Source organism: Maribacter sp. 1_2014MBL_MicDiv (genome assembly GCF_001865655.1).
Classification (GTDB): Bacteria; Bacteroidota; Bacteroidia; order Flavobacteriales; family Flavobacteriaceae; genus Maribacter; species Maribacter dokdonensis.
In genome coordinates, this window is sequence record NZ_CP011318.1 from 1,736,320 (window position 1) to 1,758,117 (window position 21,798).

20 protein-coding genes are annotated in these 21,798 nt (G+C 36.9%); 12 read left to right on the forward strand and 8 right to left on the reverse strand.

What is annotated here, in order from left to right; genetic code table 11:
- Positions 1-4 precede the first annotated feature (4 nt).
- On the forward strand, positions 5-1,408 hold the full coding sequence (locus YQ22_RS07230) for a TolC family protein (RefSeq protein ID WP_058104753.1): 1,404 nt from the start codon (positions 5-7) through the stop codon (positions 1,406-1,408).
- Between the two features lie 17 nt (positions 1,409-1,425).
- Positions 1,426-1,998: a TetR/AcrR family transcriptional regulator gene (locus tag YQ22_RS07235; protein WP_058104752.1), complete on the forward strand. Its 573-nt coding sequence runs from the start codon at positions 1,426-1,428 to the stop codon at positions 1,996-1,998.
- A gap of 8 nt (positions 1,999-2,006) precedes the next feature.
- On the opposite strand, the gene YQ22_RS07240 is transcribed toward YQ22_RS07235, so the two are convergent.
- Together YQ22_RS07240 and YQ22_RS07245 are read right to left on the reverse strand one after the other, a co-directional pair.
- Positions 2,007-2,504: a YciI family protein gene (locus YQ22_RS07240; protein WP_071340651.1), complete on the reverse strand. Its 498-nt coding sequence runs from the start codon at positions 2,502-2,504 to the stop codon at positions 2,007-2,009.
- Positions 2,498-2,965, reverse strand: coding sequence for a CYTH domain-containing protein (locus YQ22_RS07245; protein ID WP_071340652.1), 468 nt, complete (start codon positions 2,963-2,965; stop codon positions 2,498-2,500). The genes YQ22_RS07240 and YQ22_RS07245 overlap by 7 nt, the downstream gene beginning before the upstream one ends.
- Positions 2,966-3,017: 52 nt before the next feature.
- Here YQ22_RS07245 and dinB point away from each other — a divergent pair, with 52 nt between their 5' ends.
- The 6 genes from dinB to YQ22_RS07275 all read left to right on the forward strand — a co-directional run bounded on the left by dinB (position 3,018) and on the right by YQ22_RS07275 (position 11,376).
- A complete protein-coding gene (dinB, locus tag YQ22_RS07250) occupies positions 3,018-4,121 on the forward strand; it encodes a DNA polymerase IV (RefSeq protein WP_071340653.1) in 1,104 nt (367 codons plus the stop codon).
- A gap of 108 nt (positions 4,122-4,229) precedes the next feature.
- Positions 4,230-4,649, forward strand: coding sequence for a hypothetical protein (locus YQ22_RS07255; protein ID WP_071340654.1), 420 nt, complete (start codon positions 4,230-4,232; stop codon positions 4,647-4,649).
- Between the two features lie 153 nt (positions 4,650-4,802).
- Positions 4,803-5,888, forward strand: coding sequence for an efflux RND transporter periplasmic adaptor subunit (locus YQ22_RS07260; protein WP_071340655.1), 1,086 nt, complete (start codon positions 4,803-4,805; stop codon positions 5,886-5,888).
- Positions 5,889-5,904: 16 nt separating this feature from the next.
- Positions 5,905-9,147: an efflux RND transporter permease subunit gene (locus YQ22_RS07265; RefSeq protein WP_058104746.1), complete on the forward strand. Its 3,243-nt coding sequence runs from the start codon at positions 5,905-5,907 to the stop codon at positions 9,145-9,147.
- A complete protein-coding gene (locus tag YQ22_RS07270; RefSeq protein WP_071340656.1) occupies positions 9,140-10,588 on the forward strand; it encodes a TolC family protein in 1,449 nt (482 codons plus the stop codon). Before YQ22_RS07265 ends, YQ22_RS07270 begins: the two co-directional genes overlap by 8 nt.
- Positions 10,589-10,851: 263 nt before the next feature.
- Complete coding sequence (locus tag YQ22_RS07275; protein WP_071340657.1) at positions 10,852-11,376, forward strand: PAS domain-containing protein; 525 nt, start codon at positions 10,852-10,854, stop codon at positions 11,374-11,376.
- A gap of 69 nt (positions 11,377-11,445) precedes the next feature.
- Here YQ22_RS07275 and pyk read toward each other — a convergent pair whose 3' ends face one another.
- From pyk to YQ22_RS07300, 5 genes are all read right to left on the reverse strand, one after another.
- Positions 11,446-12,888, reverse strand: a complete 1,443-nt coding sequence (gene pyk / locus YQ22_RS07280) for a pyruvate kinase (protein ID WP_058104743.1) — start codon at positions 12,886-12,888, stop codon at positions 11,446-11,448.
- Entirely contained in the window at positions 12,876-13,355 is a 480-nt protein-coding gene (locus tag YQ22_RS07285; protein WP_071340658.1) for an IPExxxVDY family protein, read from the reverse strand. Before YQ22_RS07285 ends, pyk begins: the two co-directional genes overlap by 13 nt.
- A gap of 115 nt (positions 13,356-13,470) precedes the next feature.
- The gene (rnc, locus tag YQ22_RS07290; RefSeq protein WP_058104741.1) at positions 13,471-14,205 is read right to left on the reverse strand and encodes a ribonuclease III; all 735 of its coding nucleotides are present in this window, start codon (positions 14,203-14,205) and stop codon (positions 13,471-13,473) included.
- Between the two features lie 8 nt (positions 14,206-14,213).
- On the reverse strand, positions 14,214-15,464 hold the full coding sequence (fabF, locus tag YQ22_RS07295; protein ID WP_058104740.1) for a beta-ketoacyl-ACP synthase II: 1,251 nt from the start codon (positions 15,462-15,464) through the stop codon (positions 14,214-14,216).
- A 107-nt stretch (positions 15,465-15,571) separates the two neighbouring features.
- On the reverse strand, positions 15,572-15,805 hold the full coding sequence (locus YQ22_RS07300; RefSeq protein ID WP_008269813.1) for an acyl carrier protein: 234 nt from the start codon (positions 15,803-15,805) through the stop codon (positions 15,572-15,574).
- Between the two features lie 289 nt (positions 15,806-16,094).
- On the opposite strand from YQ22_RS07300, the gene purN reads away from it, so the two are divergent.
- From purN to YQ22_RS07320, 4 genes are all read left to right on the forward strand, one after another.
- A complete protein-coding gene (purN, locus tag YQ22_RS07305; RefSeq protein ID WP_071340659.1) occupies positions 16,095-16,670 on the forward strand; it encodes a phosphoribosylglycinamide formyltransferase in 576 nt (191 codons plus the stop codon).
- Positions 16,670-17,305: a ribonuclease H1 domain-containing protein gene (locus tag YQ22_RS07310; RefSeq protein WP_071340660.1), complete on the forward strand. Its 636-nt coding sequence runs from the start codon at positions 16,670-16,672 to the stop codon at positions 17,303-17,305. The genes purN and YQ22_RS07310 overlap by 1 nt, the downstream gene beginning before the upstream one ends.
- Positions 17,306-17,419: 114 nt before the next feature.
- The gene (locus YQ22_RS07315) at positions 17,420-18,346 is read left to right on the forward strand and encodes a PfkB family carbohydrate kinase (protein WP_058104737.1); all 927 of its coding nucleotides are present in this window, start codon (positions 17,420-17,422) and stop codon (positions 18,344-18,346) included.
- Positions 18,347-18,392: 46 nt separating this feature from the next.
- A complete protein-coding gene (locus YQ22_RS07320) occupies positions 18,393-20,291 on the forward strand; it encodes an amidophosphoribosyltransferase (protein ID WP_071340661.1) in 1,899 nt (632 codons plus the stop codon).
- A gap of 864 nt (positions 20,292-21,155) precedes the next feature.
- Here the strand turns inward: YQ22_RS07320 and YQ22_RS07325 are convergent.
- Positions 21,156-21,764: a superoxide dismutase gene (locus YQ22_RS07325; RefSeq protein WP_058104735.1), complete on the reverse strand. Its 609-nt coding sequence runs from the start codon at positions 21,762-21,764 to the stop codon at positions 21,156-21,158.
- Positions 21,765-21,798: the final 34 nt, after the last annotated feature.

The window sequence follows — 21,798 nt, forward strand, 5'->3', positions numbered from 1 at the left end:
AATCATGAATAAAATAATAGCAAATAAACTTATACTGGTAGCCATACTGCCACTGTTATTACAGTCTTGCTTTACGGCAAAAACGTATGAACGCCCTAGTGTAGAAACAGAGAATCTGTACAGAACAGATAATCTGCCACAAGACAGTATTTCTTTTGCCTCAGTGTCTTACAAGGATCTTTTTACAGATACTTACCTAAGAACTTATATTGAAAGAGGTTTACAGAACAATTTAGATATAAGAATTGCACTGCAGAACATTGCGGCCGCAGAGGCTTACGTAAAACAAGGCAAGGCTGGTTATTTACCTACCTTGAACGGTGCCGCAAGTGCTACAAGAACTGCTAGAACTAGTGAGAACGGACAATTCGGTAGCTTTTTTACGCAACCTTTTAACCAATTTGAAACCTCTGGAACATTGTCTTGGGAGGCAGATATTTGGGGAAAGATCAGAAGTACAAAAAGGGCCAGTGATGCAAGTTACTTACAGACTGTTGCCGCTCATAGAGTGGTAAAGACAAGTCTGGTATCACAAATAGCAACTACCTACTATCAATTATTGGCTTTGGACAAACAAATTTCAGTTACCGAAGAAACTATTGAAACCCGCTCTAAAAGTTTAGAGACCATTACAGCTTTAAAAGAAGCCGGGCAAGAAAACCAGGTAGGCGTAGACCAAACAGCAGCGCAATTGTATAGTGCACAAAGTCAATTATTGGATCTTAAAAATGCTCTTTACAAAACAGAAAACACTTTAAGTATTCTTTTAAGTGAGGCACCACAAGATTATGACCGTGGAACTTTAGATGATCAAAAATTATCTGCCAACATGCAACTTGGTGTACCTGCACTTTTATTACGTAACAGACCAGACATTATGCAGGCGGAATACGGATTGGTAAATAGTTTTGAATTGACCAATGTTGCCAGAAGTAACTTTTATCCATCCATTACCCTATCCGCACAAGGTGGATTTCAAAGTTTAGAATTGGATAATTGGATAGATTCCAGCTCTATTTTCGCAAATTTAGTAGGCGGTCTAACCCAACCTATTTTCAACGGCAGAAAAGTTAGAACTGCCTATGAAGTAGCAAAAGCACAACAAGAGCAATCGCTATTAAGCTTTAAACAATCGCTTTTGGTTGCTGGAAAAGAAGTATCCGAAGCCTTATATGACTACAATATCTCTGTTGAAAAAGAGGCTTTTGTAAGCAAGCAAGTTGTTGCTTTGAAAAGAGCTGAAGATAATTCTGAAGAGTTATTGAACAGTGGCTACCTTACGTATTTGGACCTATTAACGGCAAGAGAAAACTCTTTAAACGCAGAACTAAGTTTAGTGGACAACAAACTTGATCAATTATCTGCTACGGTAGAATTGTATCGTTCCCTTGGCGGCGGATGGCAATAAATCTTTGCTCATAAAAAATGCAGAAAAAAACTGAATATATAGAACAGGCATTACTGCTTTTCTCTAAATATGGATGCAAAAGGGTCGGAATGGATGATGTGGCTGAGACCCTTGGCATCTCTAAAAAAACATTATATGAAGTTTTTGAAAATAAGAATAATCTAGTTCAGGAAAGTGTTTCTCTTTTGCTTAATCGTACCCATGATAAAATAAGCAGGTTTATTCAAATTTCTGACCAAGAGCCAAATCCGTTTAATAATATCATTCATATTTATAATGTAGGACTTAAGGAACTTAGAAACCTGAGTCCTACATTTTTTTATAGTTTAAAAAAATATTATCCCCAGTCCTATATTCTTTACGAAAATTTTACCCAAGCCGTTGTTTGGACCTATGTATTAGATTTGCTTGAAGTGGCAAAGAACAAAGGCCTTTTAAAAGATAATATCAATCTTAAGCTCATATGCGAGTTATTTCTCATTCGAATAAATGAGGTTATATTGCCAAATAGAGACTTTTTTGATAGCTACAGTACAGAGGAACTACTGGAACACTTAATTATGGTACCCTTACATGGTATCAAAAAATAAAATGTGAATTACCGAAGTCCAAAACCTTTGGCCGCCCACCACGGGTGAATTTCTATTTTTAATCTACCCGCTTTTACCATGGGATCTGCGTTGGCCAAACTATCGGCAATTTCCATACTTGGTGTATTGTAAATGGTTATTCCCCTTATATCGCCATCATCACCAAATGGTCCAGAAATATCCGCATATCCCAATTCATACATTTTACCCAAGTGTGCCATATGTAGCATTTGCAAACTATCCGCTACAGCTTTTGGCTGATCACGGTTTGGACCACTTTTTAAAAAAGCAATATAATACTCCTGCATAAGTACCGTGTCTTTGGTTTTCTCATCTACATAATCAAAAATCTGAAAACCCTTCTCAGTTAGTTCTGTTTTCAACTGTGCCGCCGATTTCTTTTCCTCATTGGGCATGTTAGGGCTTAATTCTACTTTCTTTTGATTACATGCGAAAAAGAGCATCAATATCAGTAAGCCAAAAAAAAGATTCTTACTTCCTACCATAGATTAAAAGGTGTTTTACTTAATTGGGAGTTGTAATATTTTACCTCACCGGTGACCTCTACCCCCAACCAAGCTGGTTTTTCAAATAATTCATTCTCATCGTTCAATTCAATTTCAGCTACTGTCAACCCTTCATTTTCATCACGGAATTCATCTACCTCATAAACATGGTTCCCTACCGGCACTTCATATCTATCTTTATCTAGAATTCCTTTTTCACACAACTTCAACAGACTTTCGGCATCTACTACAGAAATTTCCTTTTCCCATTCAAACCTAGATGTACCCGAAGCATTGGATTTCCCCTTTACGGTAATAAATCCGGTATCGCCCTTTATTCTTACTCTTACCGTTCTATTAGGGTCTGTATTTAAAAAACCTTGAACAATTCGTGTTTTAGACCTTGCCTCAGATTTATAATCTTCTGATCCTACCAAAAATTTACGCTCTATTTCTAACATATGAATGGGTACAACTACTATTCATAAACTAAGATAAGTCTTAAATTTGCTTATGCCCAATGAAATGCCTCTTCGAAAAATTATTCATGTTGATATGGATGCCTTTTATGCGTCCGTAGAAGAGTTAGACAACCCAGATTTAAAGGGCAAGCCCTTGGCCGTTGGTGGCAGTGAGAAAAGAGGCGTGGTATCGGCAGCAAATTATGAAGCCCGTAAATTTGGTGTGCGTAGTGCTATGAGCGGATATCAAGCTAGAAAAAACTGTCCTCACCTTACTTTTGTAAAGCCCCGGTTTGATCGTTATAAGGAAATCTCAAAACAAATACGGGCCATTTTCTTTGAATACACAGATTTGGTAGAACCATTGTCGCTTGATGAAGCATACCTAGATGTAACCATAAATAAAAAAGGAAACCCTTCTGCCACTATGCTTGCCACAGAAATCCGACAACGTATTCTAGAAAAGACAGGCTTAAATGCATCCGCAGGAATTTCGATCAATAAATTTATAGCCAAAGTAGCAAGTGATATCAATAAACCTAACGGACAAAAAACGGTTAATCCAGAAGAGGTAATTCCGTTTTTAGAAAATTTAGATATACGCAAGTTTTATGGCGTTGGTAAGGTTACTGCAGAAAAAATGTATAAGCTGGGCATTTTTACGGGCAAGGACTTAAAATCAAAATCCATTGAATTTCTTGCCGAAAATTTTGGCAAAAGCGGTCCATACTATTATCATGTAGTACGTGGCATTCATAATAGTGAAGTTAAACCGCACCGCATACCAAAATCTGTTGGAGCGGAACGTACATTCAACGAAAACCTCAGCAGTGAAATTTTTATGCTGGAAAGGTTAGAGCATATTGCTCAAGAACTAGAAAGAAGACTAACGAAATCTAAGGTAGCAGGAAAAACTATTACGCTAAAAATAAAATACAGCGATTTCACTTTAAACACCAGAAGTAAAACTATGCCCTATTTTATTGCGGACAAAGATCTTATTTTAGAAACGGCTAAAGACCTTCTCTATCAAGAGGAGTTACAAAACTCTGTTCGACTATTAGGCATCTCCTTATCCAATTTAAATACAGAAGATAAGAAAACTAAAAAAGTTGATGATAAATCGATTTTAGTGCAATTAAAGTTTGATTTTTAATTATTCACCCCATTTTTTAGCCTTTTGACCAATAATTGAAAATGTTAACAAAAATTAACGGCTTTTAGTTGTACAGCAACTATAGCTAGAATAATTTTGGCTCCTTAAATGAAAAAGAGTTTTTTAAAATTTCTTCTTTCCATCTGTATACTACTAACTGGTATATACAGCCCTCTATACGGTAACTACAATATAGAGCATACCTCTTTTCATAACATTCAGCAATTTCAACATGCTATAGGCAATACCCAAGAAACGGTTGCTTTACACAAAACTGTTCTTAAAAACTCATTTGGCAACCTAGAAAAGGTAATGGCCATTGAGGCCATTGAAATTGAAGAAGAAGAAAGTAAACAATCTCATTTTCAAAAAGATGTAGCGCAGCAACATGCTTCTGCTTCATTTTATTTATTAGCTGTTTTATTCTTATTCAGCTATTTTACAAATAGCAGCACACTACAAAAGCTATTTACTTTTCTACCCATAGCAAATAGGCGCTTTGTCCTATATCAGGTATTTCGTATTTAAAATTTCTTCAGGTCAAGTCTCTATTTGACCCAAAACACGTCTACATTTTTTTAGCAGCAGCCAATTTTAAGATGTAATCATCTTCTGCTTTAAGAATTGTGCGTGTCTCCACATATTCACATTTTATTTTCCAATCAATTAAATATTATACTTATGACCAAGAGCGTACTCCTGATCGCTACCGCATGCACTTTGTTCATTGTGACAAGCTGTAATTCTAAAAAAGAAAAAAAAGAAGAGCACACCAAATTCTTAATTACCAGTCCAATTAAAAAAGACACTTCTATTACCAAAGATTATGTATGTCAAATACATTCATTTAAACACATTGAACTTAGGGCCCTTGAAAAAGGATATTTGAACGAAATTCATGTAGACGAAGGACAGATAGTGAAAAAAGGGCAAAAAATGTTCAATATAATGCCCAACATTTATGAAGCAGATTTACAAAAAGCAAAGGCAGAGGCTAAAGTTGCCGAAATAGAACTACAAAACACCCAGCTTTTAGCTGATGGAAATGTGGTTTCTGAAAACGAATTATCCATGGCAAAAGCCAATTTTGATAAGGCCAACGCAGAAGTTTCTCTCGCACAGACCCATTTGGGCTTTACCAATATTCGAGCTCCCTTTGATGGTATCATGGACCATTTACATGTTAGGGAAGGTAGCCTTTTAGACGAGGGAGAACTACTTACCACCTTATCCGATAATTCTAAAATGTGGGTCTATTTCAATGTACCAGAGGCTGAGTATCTAGACTATATCATGAGTACGGACAAAGACTCTAAAAAAGAGGTTCAACTATTAATGGCCAACAATAAAAGGTTCAACCAAAAGGGAATTGTTGAAACTATTGAAGGAGAATTCAATAATGAAACCGGTAACATTGCCTTTAGGGCCACTTTCCCTAACCCAGATCAGATTTTAAGACACGGTGAAACCGGTAGCGTACTCATGACCATTCCTTTCAATGACGCTTTGATCATACCACAAAAAGCAACTTTTGAGATATTGGACAAACGCTATGTCTTTGTTCTTGATAATGATAATGTTGTTCACCAAACCGAAATTTCGGTTGCCGCTGAATTGCCTCACCTTTTTGTAATCAGCAAAGGTCTTCAACCTAAAGACAGAATTTTGGTAGATGGTATCAGAATGGTTAAAAACAATGAAAAGATTGAAACCCTATTTGCCGAACCTACCGAGGTAATGTCAAAATTGGCCGTTTACGCCGAATAACCAAAAAACAAAGAACATGTTCAGTAAGTTTATAAAAAGACCGGTATTGGCTATCGTCATATCGGTAATCATAGTATTCGTAGGGTTGCTCTCCATAAAGCAATTACCTATTTCACAGTTCCCGGATATTGCGCCCACCACGGTCAATATCTTTATAGCCTACCCGGGCTCTAGTGCAGACGTACTGGTAAAATCAACGCTTATTCCATTAGAAACCGCAATTAATGGTGTACAAGATATGCGCTATATTGCTTCTGATGCTACAAGTGCCGGTGAAGGCACCATCCGTATCATCTTTGAGCCTGGCACAGACCCTGATCAAGCAGTTGTGAGGGTCAAAACAAGGGTGGATCAAGTAATGCCGTTATTACCAGAACTGGTACAACGTGAAGGTGTTATCATTACTCCAGTACAGCCAAGTATGCTTATGTACGTAAACCTGTATAGTGACAATGCAGATGATCACGAGCTGTTTCTATACAACTATGCATACACCAAAATGATTCCTGAAATTCAAAGAATAGATGGTATTGCAAGTGCACAGATCTTAGGTAGCCGTAAGTTTGCCATGCGCGTATGGTTAAAGCCTGATCGTATGCGTGCCTATAATATTTCTGCCGAAGAAATTCTTGAGGCTATGGAAGAGCAAAGTATTTTGGCACGTCCCGGTAGAATTGGGCAAAGTTCCGGCAAAACCTCACAGTCCCTGGAATATGTTCTCATGTACCAAGATAGGTATGATGAACCTCAACAATACAAAGACATTATTCTTAAGGCAAACGCCGAAGGCGAAATTTTAACGCTTGGTGATGTAGCAGACGTGGAGCTTGGTAGCGAATTTTTTGATATCTACTCTAATCTAGATGGAAAACCATCAGCATCTATAGTATTGAAACAAACTTTTGGTAGTAATGCCAGTGATGTTATCGATGAAGTAAAATCCAAGTTGAACGAGCTTAAAAAAGACCTTCCCACGGGTCTGGATTACAAAATTAGTTATGACGTTTCCAACTTTTTAAATGCATCCATAGAACAGGTAATTCACACACTACGAGATGCGTTTATTCTGGTTGCCATAGTTGTATTTCTCTTTTTGGGCGATTGGCGCTCTACCTTAATTCCCATTATTGCCGTACCCGTTTCCTTGATCGGGGCATTTTTTATTATGCAGTTATTTGGACTCTCCATTAACCTAATTACCCTTTTTGCATTGGTACTGGCCATTGGTATTGTGGTTGATGATGCTATAGTAGTGGTTGAAGCCGTACATGCCAAAATGGAAGAAACCCATGTGGGACCTTATGAAGCCGTAAAATTAGTAGTCAACGAAATAGGGGGTGCCATAATAGCCATTACTTTGGTAATGGTTTCGGTGTTCATTCCTATTGCTTTTATGACGGGACCTGTTGGGGTTTTCTACCGTCAGTTTTCTATAACCATGGCAGGCTCAATAATTCTATCGGCTATTGTAGCCCTAACCTTAACACCTGTTCTCTGTGCCATGATTCTTAAAAACAACCATGGTAAACAACGTAAAAAAACAATTGTAGATAAATTCATTGATTGGTTTAATAGAGGTTTTGAAAAACTTACGGGCAGGTATGGTAACATCCTTAATAAAATTGTTGCAAGAAGAGTATTGACCTTTGGTATTCTGGGTGCTTTTTGTGTCGCCATATTTTTCACCAACAAAAGTTTGCCCGCTGGTTTTATACCAAACGAGGATCAAGGTATGATCTATGCCATTATACAAACACCACCAGGTTCTACCTTAGAACGTACTAATGATGTAGCCCATAAATTACAGCAAATCTGTGAAGAGACTGAAGGTGTGGAGTCCGCCTCTTCATTGGCTGGTTATGAAATCATGACCGAAGGGCGTGGATCAAATGCCGGTACGGTGTTGATCAACCTTAAACCCTGGAGCCAGCGTCATCATTCCGTTCATGAAATCATGGAAGAGCTAGAGGAGGAAACCAAAGATCTAGGTGCGGTAATTGAATACTTTGAACCACCTGCGGTACCCGGTTTTGGATCCTCTGGCGGATTCTCCATGCGTCTTTTAGATAAAACGGACGGAACCGATTATCACGAATTTGAAAAAATCAACAATGATTTTATGGAAGCGTTGTCTAAACGGGATGAGCTTACCGGACTGTTTACTTTTTACTCTGCCAATTACCCCCAATATGAATTAAAAATCAACAATAAGATTGCCATGCAAAAAGGGGTTTCCATAGATAAAGCCATGGAAAACCTGAATATATTAATTGGTAGTACCTATGAACAAGGTTTTATTCGCTTTGGTAGATTTTTTAAGGTGTACACCCAAGCTGCTCCTGAATACAGGGCATTGCCTTCTGATCTAGAAAAACTGTTCGTAAAGAACGAAGAGGGAGAAATGGTTCCATATTCCGCCTTTATGTCCATGGAAAAGAGACTGGGACCAAATGAGATCACCAGATATAATTTATACAATTCTGCTTCTATAAGAGGGCTTCCTGCTAGCGGTTATACCAGTGGTGATGCTATACAAGCTATTAACGAAGTTGCAGAGCAAACTTTACCTAGAGGCTTTGATGTGGCTTGGGAAGGTCTTTCATATGATGAGGCGCAAAGAGGAAATGAATCGCTCTACATTTTTATGGTGGTATTGATCTTCGTATACTTTGTTTTGGCGGCCCAGTATGAAAGCTTCCTACTTCCGTTCGCCATCATTCTATCACTACCGGTAGGTGTTCTTGGGTCTTTCTTTATGCTAAAGGCAATGGGACTAGCAAATGATGTTTATGCACAAATCGGACTCATTATGCTTGTTGGCCTACTGGGTAAAAATGCCGTGCTTATCGTTGAATTCGCAGTTCAAAAAAGAAGACAGGGGAGCACTATTCTAGAAGCCGCCATTGAAGGTGCAAAGGTGCGTTTTAGACCTATTCTAATGACTTCCTTTGCTTTTATCGCTGGACTAATTCCTTTGGTTATTGCACATGGCGCAGGGGCAATAGGCAATAGAACCATTGGTGGGTCGGCAATGGGCGGTATGCTTATGGGTACACTAATAGGTGTACTTATTATCCCTGGCCTGTATTACATTTTCGCAAAAATGGCAGATGGTCGTGGACTTATTAAAGGGGAGTCGGACGAACCCGTATCGGAAGAGTTTATGAGACTAAGCGAAGGTGAAAGTAAAACACGCCAAAAGCTTCGCGAATTAAAGCAAATGATTAAAAAACTAACCAAAAAAGAAGATAATGATTAAGATAAACAATACCATGAAGCATGGTAAGATCCTATTGCTATTTTTAATACTAATGGGTCTCTTCTATTCTTGTGTGCCCACAAAGCAATTAAAATCGGCAAATACGGACTTACCTTCAAGTTTTAATGGTTTGCCCGTAGATACTTTAAATAGTGCTCAATTAAAATGGAGCCATTTCTTTGAAGATGAGCATCTTATTGCATTGATAGATACCGCCTTGGCAAATAACCAAGAGTTGCGCATTATGATGCAACAAATTGATGTTGCCCAGAACGAAGTGAAGGCAAGAAAAGGAGAATATTTGCCTTTTATAAATTATGGTGCCGGAGCTGAAGTAGAAAAAGTAGGCGAATATACCCGTAACGGTGCTGTTGAAAAAAACTTGGATATCAGGGAAGGCGAAGAATTTCCTGAGCCTTTAGCAGATTACTCCGCCGGTCTATTTGCTACCTGGGAATTGGATGTTTGGAAAAAACTACGTAATTCCAAAAAGGCCGCCACCTTAGAATACCTATCTACTATTGAGGGCAAAAACTTTATGGTTACCAGGTTAATTGCGGAAATAGCCCAATCATATTACGAATTGATCGCATTGGATAATCAATTGACAATCATTGAGCAAAATCTAGAATTACAAGGTAATGCCCTAACTATGGTTCGGCTACAAAAGCAAGCAGCTAGAGCTACCGAATTAGCGGTAAAAAGATTTGAGGCAGAAGTAGCTAAAAACAAAAGCCACAAATTTGAAGTTCTCCAAGAAATTGTTGAAATGGAAAATAAGCTGAATTTTTTGGTAGGTAGACAACCACAGCATATTGCCCGTAATTCCGATGATTTTATAGCAACGGCAATAAATACTATTGATGCCGGTATACCATCACAGTTGCTTTTAAATAGACCGGATATTAGGCAAGCGGAATTTGAACTGGAAGCGGCAAAATTGAATATAAAGGTTGCTAGGGCAAATTTTTATCCTTCAATAGGATTGAAGGCTGGCGTTGGACTACAGGCATTTAAACCAAAATACCTGACAAATACCCCAGAATCTTTGATTTATAGCGCCGTTGGAGATATTGTAGGTCCTTTGATCAATAGAAATGCCATTAAAGCAGATTACAATACAGCAAATTCCAAACAAATACAGGCAGTCTACGAATATGAAAAAGCTGTTTTAGGCGGTTATATTGAAGTTGTAAATATGCTTTCTAAAATTGAAAATCTTAAGCAGAGTTATATGCTGAAAGAGAACCAAGTAGAAGCTTTGATCGCTTCGATCGATTTGTCTACTCGGCTGTTTCAATCTGCAAGGATAGAATATATTGAAGTATTGTTGACACAACGTGAAGCATTGGAATCTAAAATGGAATTGATCGAAACCAAAAAAGATCAGTTACTTGCAAAAATAAATGTATACCAAGCTCTTGGTGGCGGGTGGAACTAGCAATACTCTTGTTGAAAACTTAGCATATAAGTCCCCAAAAGTGAAAACACACTATTGGGGATTTCTATAAAACCACCAATTTTCAACAAATTTTGACCATGGGTTGTTCAACCTTTTAAAGATCTATTGCCCAATTATGAAGGATTACTTAAACATTTATAGTAAACCATTATTAAAGTTATTCCCGTAGCAAGTATTTTTCATAGCTTTAACTTCCAAAAACCATGAAAAAATATAGATATTTTTAATCTAAACTATACAAGATGATGGAATTAAGAGATTATGATAATGCACATATCAAGTTTAGAAATAGCTTAAAATTCACCATGTTACCTATTCTTTCTTGGGATTTTTATGCCTCTAATTATGAGGAGATCAAAAACCTTGATGAAGATTATAACTCATTGTTATCTTTAGTTTCTACTAATTCTTGGAATATTGATACAAGCATTATAGATAGAAAATTAAGAACAGAGAAAAACATTATTGTTGTAACAGATACTCACCTAAACATTGTTTTTGCCACAAAGAACATGTGGAACATGAGCCAATATAGACCTGAAGAAATAGTAGGTAAGAACCCTAAAATGTTTCAAGGCGACTTAACTTCTAATTCTACATTAAAAATAGTTTCAAAAGCAGTAAAAGAAAAAAATCCTTTTGAAGTTACTGTTGTCAATTACAGAAAAGACGGTACTACCTACAATTGTAAAATACAAGGAGAACCCGTTTTTGACCATAATGGCAAGGTGGTTAATTTTATAGCCTTTGAAAAAGAAGTTGCTTAACACATAAACAAAAAGCATAAAAAAAGGACCGCTAGTTAGCGGTCCTTTTTTATTATGAAAATGGATTCATTAAATATCCTTGGATTCAATTTCAGTAACCCTTAAGGTATTTACCATTCCTTTTTCTTTAATAGGCATGGCCGCAAGACTAATTACCATATCTCCAACCTGTAAATGCCCTTTATTAAAAGCAATGTGGTTAACATCTTCTATGGTATCATCCGTTGATACGAATTTATCATAATAGAATGCTTTAACACCCCACAATAGATTCAGTTGCGTTAAAATTCTCTTATTGGAAGTAAATACTAAAATGTAAGCACTAGGTCTCCATGCAGAAATCTGAAAAGCGGTATATCCACTATTGGTCAATGTAGAAATTGCTTTAGCCTTGATATCATTGGCCATTAAGGCTGCATGATAGCATATAGATTTTGTGATAAATCTTTTAGTACGAATGTGTGGAGGATTTTGTGGTACCTGAATTAAATCTGAACCTTCAACGCTCTCTAAAATGCTAGACATCTTTTCAATTACCTGTACCGGGTAATTACCAACCGATGTTTCTCCAGATAACATTACCGCATCTGCACCATCCATTACCGAGTTGGCAACGTCATTTACCTCTGCTCTTGTTGGTGTAAGACTTGTAATCATAGTTTCCATCATTTGAGTGGCTATAATTACAGGTATTCTGGCCTTTTTAGCACGCAACACCAATTGCTTTTGAATTAATGGAACCTCTTGTGCAGGAACTTCAACACCTAAATCTCCACGAGCAACCATTAAACCGTCACAGTATGCAACGATCTTATCTATATTCTCAACAGCTTCCGGCTTTTCTATTTTTGCAATAATCGGAATTTTATGATCAGAATGTTTGTTGATGATATTCTGAAGATCAATAAGGTCTTGACTGAATCTCACAAAAGAAAGTGCGATCCAATCTACTTCCAATGAAATTGCAAATTCCGCATCCTTAATATCTTTTTTGGTAAGTGCAGGTAAAGAAATATTGGTATTGGGCAAGTTTACCCCTTTCTTGGATTTTAAAGGTCCGCCTTGAATTACTTTGGCCAAAACTTCGTCTTCACCATTGGTCTTTACAACCTCGAACATTAATTTACCGTCATCCAATAAAATACGCTCCCCAGCTTTAACATCTCTAGGAAACTCCTTGTAATTCATGTAAACACGTTCCGCACTACCTTCAAAAGGCTCACCTGTTACAAATGTTATCTCATCACCAGGGCTCACTACAACGTCACCTGCCATTACGCCTACACGCAATTTAGGGCCTTGTAAATCCGCTAAAATAGAAGTGTTGGTTTCCATTTCGGCATTTAACTCACGTATCATATTTACACGCTCCTTAACATCTTCATAATCAGCATGTGAAAAGTTTATCCTGAATACATCTACTCCAGCATCAATCATGCTCCTGAGCACCTCTTTCTTGCTAGTTGCAGGACCCAGGGTCGCTACAATTTTCGTCTTTTTTACAGTTGGCATATTTTAAAAATTAGATTGTTCTTTGATTTTAGTTTCTCTGTACTTATTTCATACGCTGCCATAATTCTTGGCAACGATTGTATGTTCTTAATAATAGAATTTATATCTAAATCCTTATCCGTTTCAATCTTCAGAAGATAATCAACATCTTTATACTCAGGAAGTAACCTTGGCGTCTTAAATGTTGTTTCGTTCTTAAACAAATCGTCATGTACAATGCTTTCTTTTTCACTGCTATGGTTGGCGATCAACACCCAGTACATATCATTATACTCGTCTTCCCATTCAAAGATTGGAAACGATTTATTTTCAGCAAGATTAAAATTCTTTTTTGCCCTTACAAATTTTGCCTTCATACTTTGGTTTAAACCGTAGGCCAAAGCAAAATCTTCCAAGGTAGTGTGTAAAGCTATAAGGCTAAAGGATTCATCGTAAAAATCATCATTTATTTTAATAGTTGCAGCCATAACTCAACAAAAGGGTAAATATAGAACTTCTAAGCTATAATGCCTAGTTTCATAAATTGATAAAAACACTCTAAAAGTTATTAAAATGTTAGCATTTTACCTTTTGGTAAAATGATCAGCTATCCATTTTATCCTGCAGTGCAAAAAATGCCCTTTTAGCTGCTCTTTCTTCCGCTTTTTTCTTTGAGGTGGCTCTTGCTTTTGCAACTACATCTCCCCCAATGGAGAGTTTAACGGCAAAATGTTTTAAAGGATCATTTCCTGTATCTTCATAAACATCAAAATCAAAAGACTTCTTTTGTTTCTGACACCATTCGATCACCAAACTCTTATAACTAATGACCCGGCCTTCTAACTGTTCTATATCTACGTAAGGTTCTACCACCCTTTTTTGAATGAACTTTTCACAGTATTTATAACCGCGATCTAAATAAATGGCACCTACCAATGCTTCAAAAACATTGCCGTGTATGTTCTGTCCAAAATGGGATTTAGGTATTCTACTCTGTACAAAATCTATTAATCCCAAGTCTTTACCCAACTCATTTAAATGCTCTCTACTTACTATTTTAGATCGCATTTTAGTAAGGTAGCCTTCATCCCCTGCAGGTACCTCGCTGTATAAATGTTTAGATATTATGGTACCTAGCATTGAATCTCCCAAAAACTCTAGGCGCTCATAATTCATTGCATTACCCTTATCATCCTTTTTGTTCATTGACCTATGAAGAAAGGCCTTTTTATAAATAGATAAGGTTTTAGGTTTGAAACCTAAAATTTTGGTAATTCCCCAAAAAAAATCCCCATCCTCTTTAGGATGGGAATTAAATAAGTTCGTGGGAAAAGGCATATAAAAAATTAATCAATTTTCTTAAAAACTACACATGCATTATGCCCACCAAAACCAAATGTATTGCTCATTGCAACTTTAACATCTCGTTTTTGTGCCTTGTTCAACGTTAAGTTTAAACTAGGATCTATATTCTCATCTACCGTAGTATGGTTTATGGTAGGTGGTACCATACCATGCTCCATGGCCAATATTGAAGCAATTGCTTCAATAGCGCCCGCAGCACCTAACAAATGACCGGTCATTGACTTGGTAGAGTTAATGTTTATGTCTTTAGCATGCTCCCCAAATACTTGAGTAATCGCTTTTAACTCTGCCACATCTCCCAAAGGGGTAGATGTACCGTGAGTGTTTATAGCGTCTACATCTTCTATGGACAAGCCTGCATCCCTTAGACAATTTTCCATTACCCTAACCACCCCTATACCATCTGGATGCGGTGCGGTCATATGGTAAGCATCACTTGACATACCTCCACCGGCAACTTCTGCATAGATTTTTGCTCCTCTGGCAACGGCATGCTCATACTCTTCAAGAACCAAGGCTCCTGCACCTTCACCTAGAACGAAACCATCCCTGGTTGCATCAAAAGGTCTTGAAGCTGTTTCAGGACTATCGTTTCTTGTTGATAATGCGTGCATTGCGCCAAAACCACCCATACCTGCAATAGTTACTGCCGCTTCACTACCACCTGTTACAATGACATCGCAATGACCCAATCGTATATAGTTCAAGGCATCGATCATTGCATTTGCCGATGATGCACAAGCGGAAACGGTAGTGTAATTAGGTCCCATAAAACCATGCTTAATGGATATGTTCCCCGGGGCAATATCAGCTATCATTTTTGGAATAAAGAACGGATTGAATCTTGGTGTACCGTCTCCGTTGGCAAAATTCATTACCTCGTTCTGAAAAGTTTCCAAACCTCCAATACCCGCTCCCCAAATAACGCCTACGCGAAATTTGTCTAATTTCTCTAAATCTAATTTAGAATCACGAATAGCTTCATCTGAAGATACAAGTGCGTACTGCGCAAATCTATCCAGCTTACGGCCTTCTTTTCTATCAAAGTGATCTTCTGTCTTGTAATTCTTAAGCTCACAAGCGAATTTTACTTTGAATTTTTCTGTATCGTAATAAGTAATGGGCGCTGATCCACTTTTACCGTTTACCAAAGCATCCCAATACTCTTCAATATTATTACCAATTGGGGTAAGTGCCCCCAAACCTGTAACTACAACTCGCTTTAACTGCATTTAACTTTGTATTTGTTTAAATCTAAACCAAGCGTAAATTAAAAAAAATTATCCATGCGGAGCATTTACCACATGGATAATTTGAATTCTATTTAAGAAAACATGTTTTACTTAGCTTCTTCTATATAGCTGATGGCTTGACCAACAGTTGCGATATTCTCAGCTTGATCGTCTGGAATTTGAATATCAAATTCTTTTTCGAACTCCATTATCAACTCTACCGTGTCTAATGAATCTGCGCCTAAATCGTTGGTAAAGCTAGCCTCGGTTACCACTTCGTTCTCATCAACTCCTAATTTATCAACGATGATAGCTTTAACTCTTGATGCAATGTCTGACATAATAATATTTGTTTTAAAAATTTAAATTGAAGGCAAAAATAAAAAACTTTGGTTTAATTACACTAATTGTCGTTAAAATGTATGGTAATTTAATAAAATTAAAGACATGTGCTGTAATTTTACCGTATTAATATTTTGTTTCGGTAACGTTGATAAAAGGTATTGAAAAGTAGTGAGGTATTAGAACTATACTAGTTAATCGTTTTTTTCTAAATTCTGACAAGCTTTAAATTTGCTTTATTTGCCAAACTTAATTTCATTGTTCGTTATCTTATAAAGACCCTTTCTATTGAAAACCAAGAAAATTATACTTTTTGCCTCAGGTTCTGGATCTAATGTTGAAAACATTGCCAATTATTTTAAGCTTCGCAAAGATGTTACTATATGCTGCGTACTTACTAACAAAAGCGATGCCAAAGTCATTGAACGTTGTAACAGACTTGGAATCAACGCCTTGTTTTTTAATAGACAAGCATTTTCAAAGAGTAATTTTATTCTAGATATGCTACGATCATTAGAACCCGACCTAGTAGTGTTGGCCGGCTTTCTATGGAAAATACCCGAAGCCATTACCAATGCCTTCCCCAATAAAATTATAAATATACATCCTGCCCTACTACCAAAATACGGCGGTAAAGGTATGTACGGTATGCATGTTCATAATGCCGTAAAAGAAGCTAAAGAGACTGAAACCGGTATTACCATTCATTACGTAAATGCACATTATGATGAAGGCGCTATTATACAACAAGTAAAAACTGTAGTGAACCCAAAAGATTCGCCCGAGGATATCGCATCAAAAGTACATCTGTTGGAATATGAATTTTTTCCAAAGGTCATAGACGAATTATTATCTAAGCAGTAATGGGCAAAAAGAAAAAGTTTTATGTTGTTTGGAAAGGCAAAAAGCCGGGTATTTATGAAACATGGAAAGAATGTAAAAAATCCATTGACGGCCATGCCGGTGCCGAATACAAGTCATTTGAATCTTTTGAGGTAGCCAAAAAAGCATATAATGGCACTTACGCAGATTTCAAGGGAAAGAAAAAAACTGCACTTACTTTATCCAAAGCAGAATTAGAAAGAATTGGGCTACCAAATTATCACTCCATTTCTGTTGATGCTGCTTCTAGTGGCAATCCCGGTATTATGGAATACCAAGGGGTTGATACCAAAACTGGTAAAAAATTATTTAAACAAGGTCCTTTTCCTAATGGAACCAATAATATTGGTGAATTTTTAGCCATTGTCCATGGTTTAGCTTTTCTGAAAAAACATAATAGCGACCGTATCATTTATACAGATTCTAGAACGGCCATGAGCTGGGTGCGTAAAAAAAAGTGCAACACCAAACTTACTCCTAACGCAAAGAACAAAACACTTTTTGAATTTATTGATAGAGCGGTAGATTGGCTGAACAAGAATGAATACAAAACCGTTGTCGTCAAATGGGAAACGAAAGCTTGGGGAGAAATTCCTGCAGATTTCGGTAGGAAATAAATGGTAATTTATATCAACAATTCGCCTTTGATAACTATTACAATTTGTATTCGATAAACCGTTTTAATTAGCTTATCAAAATCGTATATTTGCAGCTTAAATTTTTTCACATTTATGGGCAAGCTTTTAATAGTAGGTACTGTCGCTTTTGATGCAATAGAAACTCCTTTTGGTAAAACGGATAAAATATTGGGTGGCGCAGCTACCTATATTGGCTTAGCGGCATCTCAATTTGATGTTGATTCTGCTATCATTTCTATTGTAGGTGATGACATGCCTAAAGAATATTTAGACCTTTTAACCGATCGCGGTATTGACATTTCTGCCTTGGAAATTGTTGAAGGCGGTAAAACCTTTTACTGGAAAGGAAAATACCACAACGACCTAAATACCAGAGACACCTTAGTAACGGAGTTAAATACTTTAGAGGATTTTAATCCTGTTGTACCGGAAAGTTATAACGATGCAGATGTGGTTATGCTTGGTAATCTTCACCCAATTGTTCAAATGGGTGTAATCAACCAGATGAAAAAGCGACCAAAGTTAATAGTATTGGATACCATGAATTTTTGGATGGACAATGCTTTAGATGATTTAATGAACGTTATTAAACATATAGATGTAATAACTATTAATGATGAAGAGGCAAGACAATTAACCGGTGAATATTCACTTGTTAAGGCAGCGCAAAAGATTTTTACCATGGGGCCTAAGTATGTAGTGATCAAAAAAGGAGAGCATGGCGCACTTTTGTTCAATGAAGACCAGATCTTTTTTGCACCCGCGCTACCTTTAGAAGAAGTATTTGATCCTACTGGTGCCGGAGATACCTTTGCCGGTGGTTTTTCAGGCTATTTGGCAGCAAGCGGAGATAGCTCTTTTGAGAATATGAAGAAGGCAATTATACACGGTTCTAATCTGGCATCCTTTAGTGTAGAGAAATTTGGAGCGGAAAGAATGTTACAGTTAGACCGAAAAGAAATTAGAGAAAGACTGCATCAGTTTAAGAAATTGACCCAGTTTGACATAGAATTACAATAATCCCCTAGCCCCAAAATATTTTGGGGTTTTTTTAATACCAAAAACAATGAGTGACGCAATTAAGCATGAGTGTGGTATTTCTGTAATACGGTTATTAAAACCTTTAGAGTATTACAAGGAAAAGTATGGAACAGCATTTTATGGTGTAAATAAAATGTACTTAATGATGGAAAAACAACATAACCGTGGTCAAGACGGTGCAGGTTTTGCCAGCATTAAATTAGATGTTAAGGCAGGTGAACGTTACATGAGCCGTGTTCGTTCTTGCCAGCAACAGCCTATACAGGACATTTTTGCACAAATAAATGAGCGTATCAATACCGAGATGAAAGAGCATCCGGAGTATGAGCATAATGTTGCCTTGCAAAAAAAGAATATACCTTATATAGGTGAACTCCTTTTAGGTCATGTGCGTTACGGTACCTTTGGCAAAAACAGCATTGAGAGTGTTCATCCTTTCTTAAGACAGAACAACTGGATGCACCGTAACTTAATTGTTGCCGGTAATTTTAATATGACCAATGTTCATGAGCTTTTTGACAACCTGGTTCAACTTGGCCAGCATCCTAAAGAGATGGCAGATACCGTTACGGTAATGGAAAAAATAGGTCATTTTCTTGATGATGCCGTTGCTAAACTATATAAGCAGATAAAAAAAGAAGGATACACCAAACAACAAGCTTCGCCTATTATTGCAGAACGTTTAAAGGTGTACAAGATATTAAAAAGAGCCGCCAAGAATTTTGATGGTGGTTATGCCATGGCAGGTTTGTTAGGCCATGGTGATGCTTTTGTCCTACGGGATCCTAGTGGCATTAGACCGGCTTATTACTACAGGGATGATGAAGTTGTTGTAGTTGCCTCAGAAAGACCTGCTATACAAACGGTATTCAACGTACCTTATGACGAGGTAAAAGAACTTGACCCTGGTGCCGCCATTATCATTAAAAAGAACGGTACTAGCGCCATTCACCAAATTCAGGAACCTAAAGAACGTAAAGCATGTTCTTTTGAACGTATTTATTTTTCTAGAGGTAGCGATAAGGAGATTTATCAAGAACGTAAAGCTTTAGGTAAATTGGTATTTCCACAGATATTGGAATCTATAAATGAAGATATCAAAAACACTGTATTCTCTTATATACCGAATACTGCAGAAACTTCTTTTTACGGTATGGTAAAAGAGGCTCAAAACTATTTGAACCAGAAAAAAGAAGAACAAATACTTGCATTAGGTCCTGCAATAACCGGCGAGCAACTTCATGAAATACTAGAGGTACGTCCAAGAATTGAAAAAGTAGCTATTAAAGATGCCAAGCTAAGAACCTTTATTACGCAAGATAGCAGTAGAGATGACCTAGTGGCACATGTATATGACATTTCTTATGGTTCTGTAAAAAAAGGAGACAACCTTGTTATTATAGATGATAGTATTGTAAGGGGTACTACCTTAAAAAAGAGTATTCTTAGAATTTTGGACAGGTTATCTCCAAAGAAAATAATAGTTGTATCATCTGCACCACAGATCCGCTACCCAGATTGTTATGGTATAGATATGGCAAAGCTTGAAGATTTTATTGCCTTTAAAGCAGCCTTGGCGTTGCACGAGGATAACAACTCCATGCATATTGTAGAGGAAATTTACAAAAAATGCTTAACACAAGTAGAGAGCCGTGATCAAGATGTCATTAACTATGTAAAGGATTTCTATGCACCATTCACAGCAAAAGAAATTTCTAAAAAGATCGGAGAGCTGTTGAGTCCAGATGATATCAATGCAGAAGTTTCCATAATATATCAAACCATATCTAGCTTACATGAGGCTTGCCCTAAGAATTTAGGTGATTGGTATTTTACCGGCAACTACCCAACGCCTGGTGGAAATAGAGTTGTAAATAGAGCGTTCATCAACTTCTACGAAGGAAACAACGAACGCGCTTATTAAATAATAATTCGATGAAATGCACACTTTTTATGTATTTCATCGACGAATATAGCATTTTAACGACTGAATAGTCGTTTTGACTTAACCCTGTTTACTTTTAAAGCTACCATAGCATAAGTAGGTTAAGTTCATGGTAAGATTTGGGGCAAAAAAGGTGGAGACTTCTCCGCCTTTTTTATTTTATACAGATTACAGATTGTTATTTTGTAATCCAATTCTTCACAAAGCCCCCTTTAACGTTTTAACGGTACGTTTAACTAGTACTATTTTCAATTGTAGTTAAGCATATTACATTTACAGAACCATAGCATAAGTAGGTTAAGTTCATGGTAAGATTTGGGGAAAAAGGCGGAGCAATGCTCCGTCTTTTTATTTTTTGACCCTATTTCATCAAAGCTCTCGTTACCTAAGTATCATTTTCATCTAAAATAGTAGTACAACCTAGGTTTACGACGTACATCGATTAGCTTGCCCAACCACAGTAACATCATTTATATTTACAGAACCATAGCATAAGTAGGTTAAGTTCATGGTAAGATTTGGGGAAAAGACGGGGCTATGCTCCGTCTTTTTATTTTAATGCAACCTAGTTTACTTTCAGGCTGTTATCTATCATAATTCACTAAGAGAAATGTAACACGACATAAATAAAAGTGAATTTTTTTCTTAAAATTCCTTTTTTTATTTACTCAATACCAGTAATTTAGTATCGCCATAGCATAAGTAGGTTAAGTTTATGGTAAGATTTGGGACGAAAAGGGTGGAGACTTCTCCGCCCTTTTCTATTTTAAAAACAAAAAAACCACCTATGAAATTTTCATAAGTGGTTTCCTACAAGTTAGTTAGGATTTACTTTACCTTTCCTTATTTGTTACTAGCATAAAGTTTAGATACTTCATCCCAGTTGATAATATTAAAAAACGCTTCAATATAATCTGGTCTCTTATTTTGATAATTAAGGTAATATGCATGCTCCCATACATCTAATCCTAAGATAGGTTGCCCACCACATTCTACTCCTGGCATTAACGGATTGTCTTGATTTGGTGTAGAACAAACTTCTACTTTACCACCTTCATGAACACATAACCATGCCCAACCAGAACCAAATCTAGTACCTGCAGCAGCAGTAAACTTGCTTTTAAACTCTTCAAAAGAACCAAAAGCACTATCAATAGCAGATGCTAATTCTCCACTAGGCTTACCACCACCGTTTGGTGATAATATAGTCCAGAATAATGAGTGGTTATAAAAACCACCTCCGTTGTTTCTAACCGCACCATTACTCATATCCAAACCTGTTAAGATATCTTCAATAGATTTTCCTTCAAGATCTGTACCTTCAATAGCGGCATTTAACTTAGTTGTATATCCGTTATGATGTTTTGTATGATGTATTTCCATCGTCCTTGCATCAATATGAGGCTCAAGAGCATCATATGCATAAGGCAATTTTGGTAATTCAAAAGCCATAATTTATGTGTTTTTAGATTTATATTAATTGTAT

Excerpts from the sequence above, each read along its gene's own strand:
- YQ22_RS07230 (WP_058104753.1), top strand. The coding sequence starts at position 5 with ATGAATAAAATAATAGCAAATAAACTTATACTGGTAGCCATACTGCCA.
- YQ22_RS07235 (WP_058104752.1), top strand. The coding sequence starts at position 1,426 with ATGCAGAAAAAAACTGAATATATAGAACAGGCATTACTGCTTTTCTCT.
- YQ22_RS07240 (WP_071340651.1), bottom strand. The coding sequence starts at position 2,504 with ATGGTAGGAAGTAAGAATCTTTTTTTTGGCTTACTGATATTGATGCTC.
- YQ22_RS07245 (WP_071340652.1), bottom strand. The coding sequence starts at position 2,965 with ATGTTAGAAATAGAGCGTAAATTTTTGGTAGGATCAGAAGATTATAAA.
- dinB (WP_071340653.1), top strand. The coding sequence starts at position 3,018 with ATGCCCAATGAAATGCCTCTTCGAAAAATTATTCATGTTGATATGGAT.
- YQ22_RS07255 (WP_071340654.1), top strand. The coding sequence starts at position 4,230 with ATGAAAAAGAGTTTTTTAAAATTTCTTCTTTCCATCTGTATACTACTA.
- YQ22_RS07260 (WP_071340655.1), top strand. The coding sequence starts at position 4,803 with ATGACCAAGAGCGTACTCCTGATCGCTACCGCATGCACTTTGTTCATT.
- YQ22_RS07265 (WP_058104746.1), top strand. The coding sequence starts at position 5,905 with ATGTTCAGTAAGTTTATAAAAAGACCGGTATTGGCTATCGTCATATCG.
- YQ22_RS07270 (WP_071340656.1), top strand. The coding sequence starts at position 9,140 with ATGATTAAGATAAACAATACCATGAAGCATGGTAAGATCCTATTGCTA.
- YQ22_RS07275 (WP_071340657.1), top strand. The coding sequence starts at position 10,852 with ATGATGGAATTAAGAGATTATGATAATGCACATATCAAGTTTAGAAAT.
- pyk (WP_058104743.1), bottom strand. The coding sequence starts at position 12,888 with ATGCCAACTGTAAAAAAGACGAAAATTGTAGCGACCCTGGGTCCTGCA.
- YQ22_RS07285 (WP_071340658.1), bottom strand. The coding sequence starts at position 13,355 with ATGGCTGCAACTATTAAAATAAATGATGATTTTTACGATGAATCCTTT.
- rnc (WP_058104741.1), bottom strand. The coding sequence starts at position 14,205 with ATGCCTTTTCCCACGAACTTATTTAATTCCCATCCTAAAGAGGATGGG.
- fabF (WP_058104740.1), bottom strand. The coding sequence starts at position 15,464 with ATGCAGTTAAAGCGAGTTGTAGTTACAGGTTTGGGGGCACTTACCCCA.
- YQ22_RS07300 (WP_008269813.1), bottom strand. The coding sequence starts at position 15,805 with ATGTCAGACATTGCATCAAGAGTTAAAGCTATCATCGTTGATAAATTA.
- YQ22_RS07310 (WP_071340660.1), top strand. The coding sequence starts at position 16,670 with ATGGGCAAAAAGAAAAAGTTTTATGTTGTTTGGAAAGGCAAAAAGCCG.
- YQ22_RS07315 (WP_058104737.1), top strand. The coding sequence starts at position 17,420 with ATGGGCAAGCTTTTAATAGTAGGTACTGTCGCTTTTGATGCAATAGAA.
- YQ22_RS07320 (WP_071340661.1), top strand. The coding sequence starts at position 18,393 with ATGAGTGACGCAATTAAGCATGAGTGTGGTATTTCTGTAATACGGTTA.
- YQ22_RS07325 (WP_058104735.1), bottom strand. The coding sequence starts at position 21,764 with ATGGCTTTTGAATTACCAAAATTGCCTTATGCATATGATGCTCTTGAG.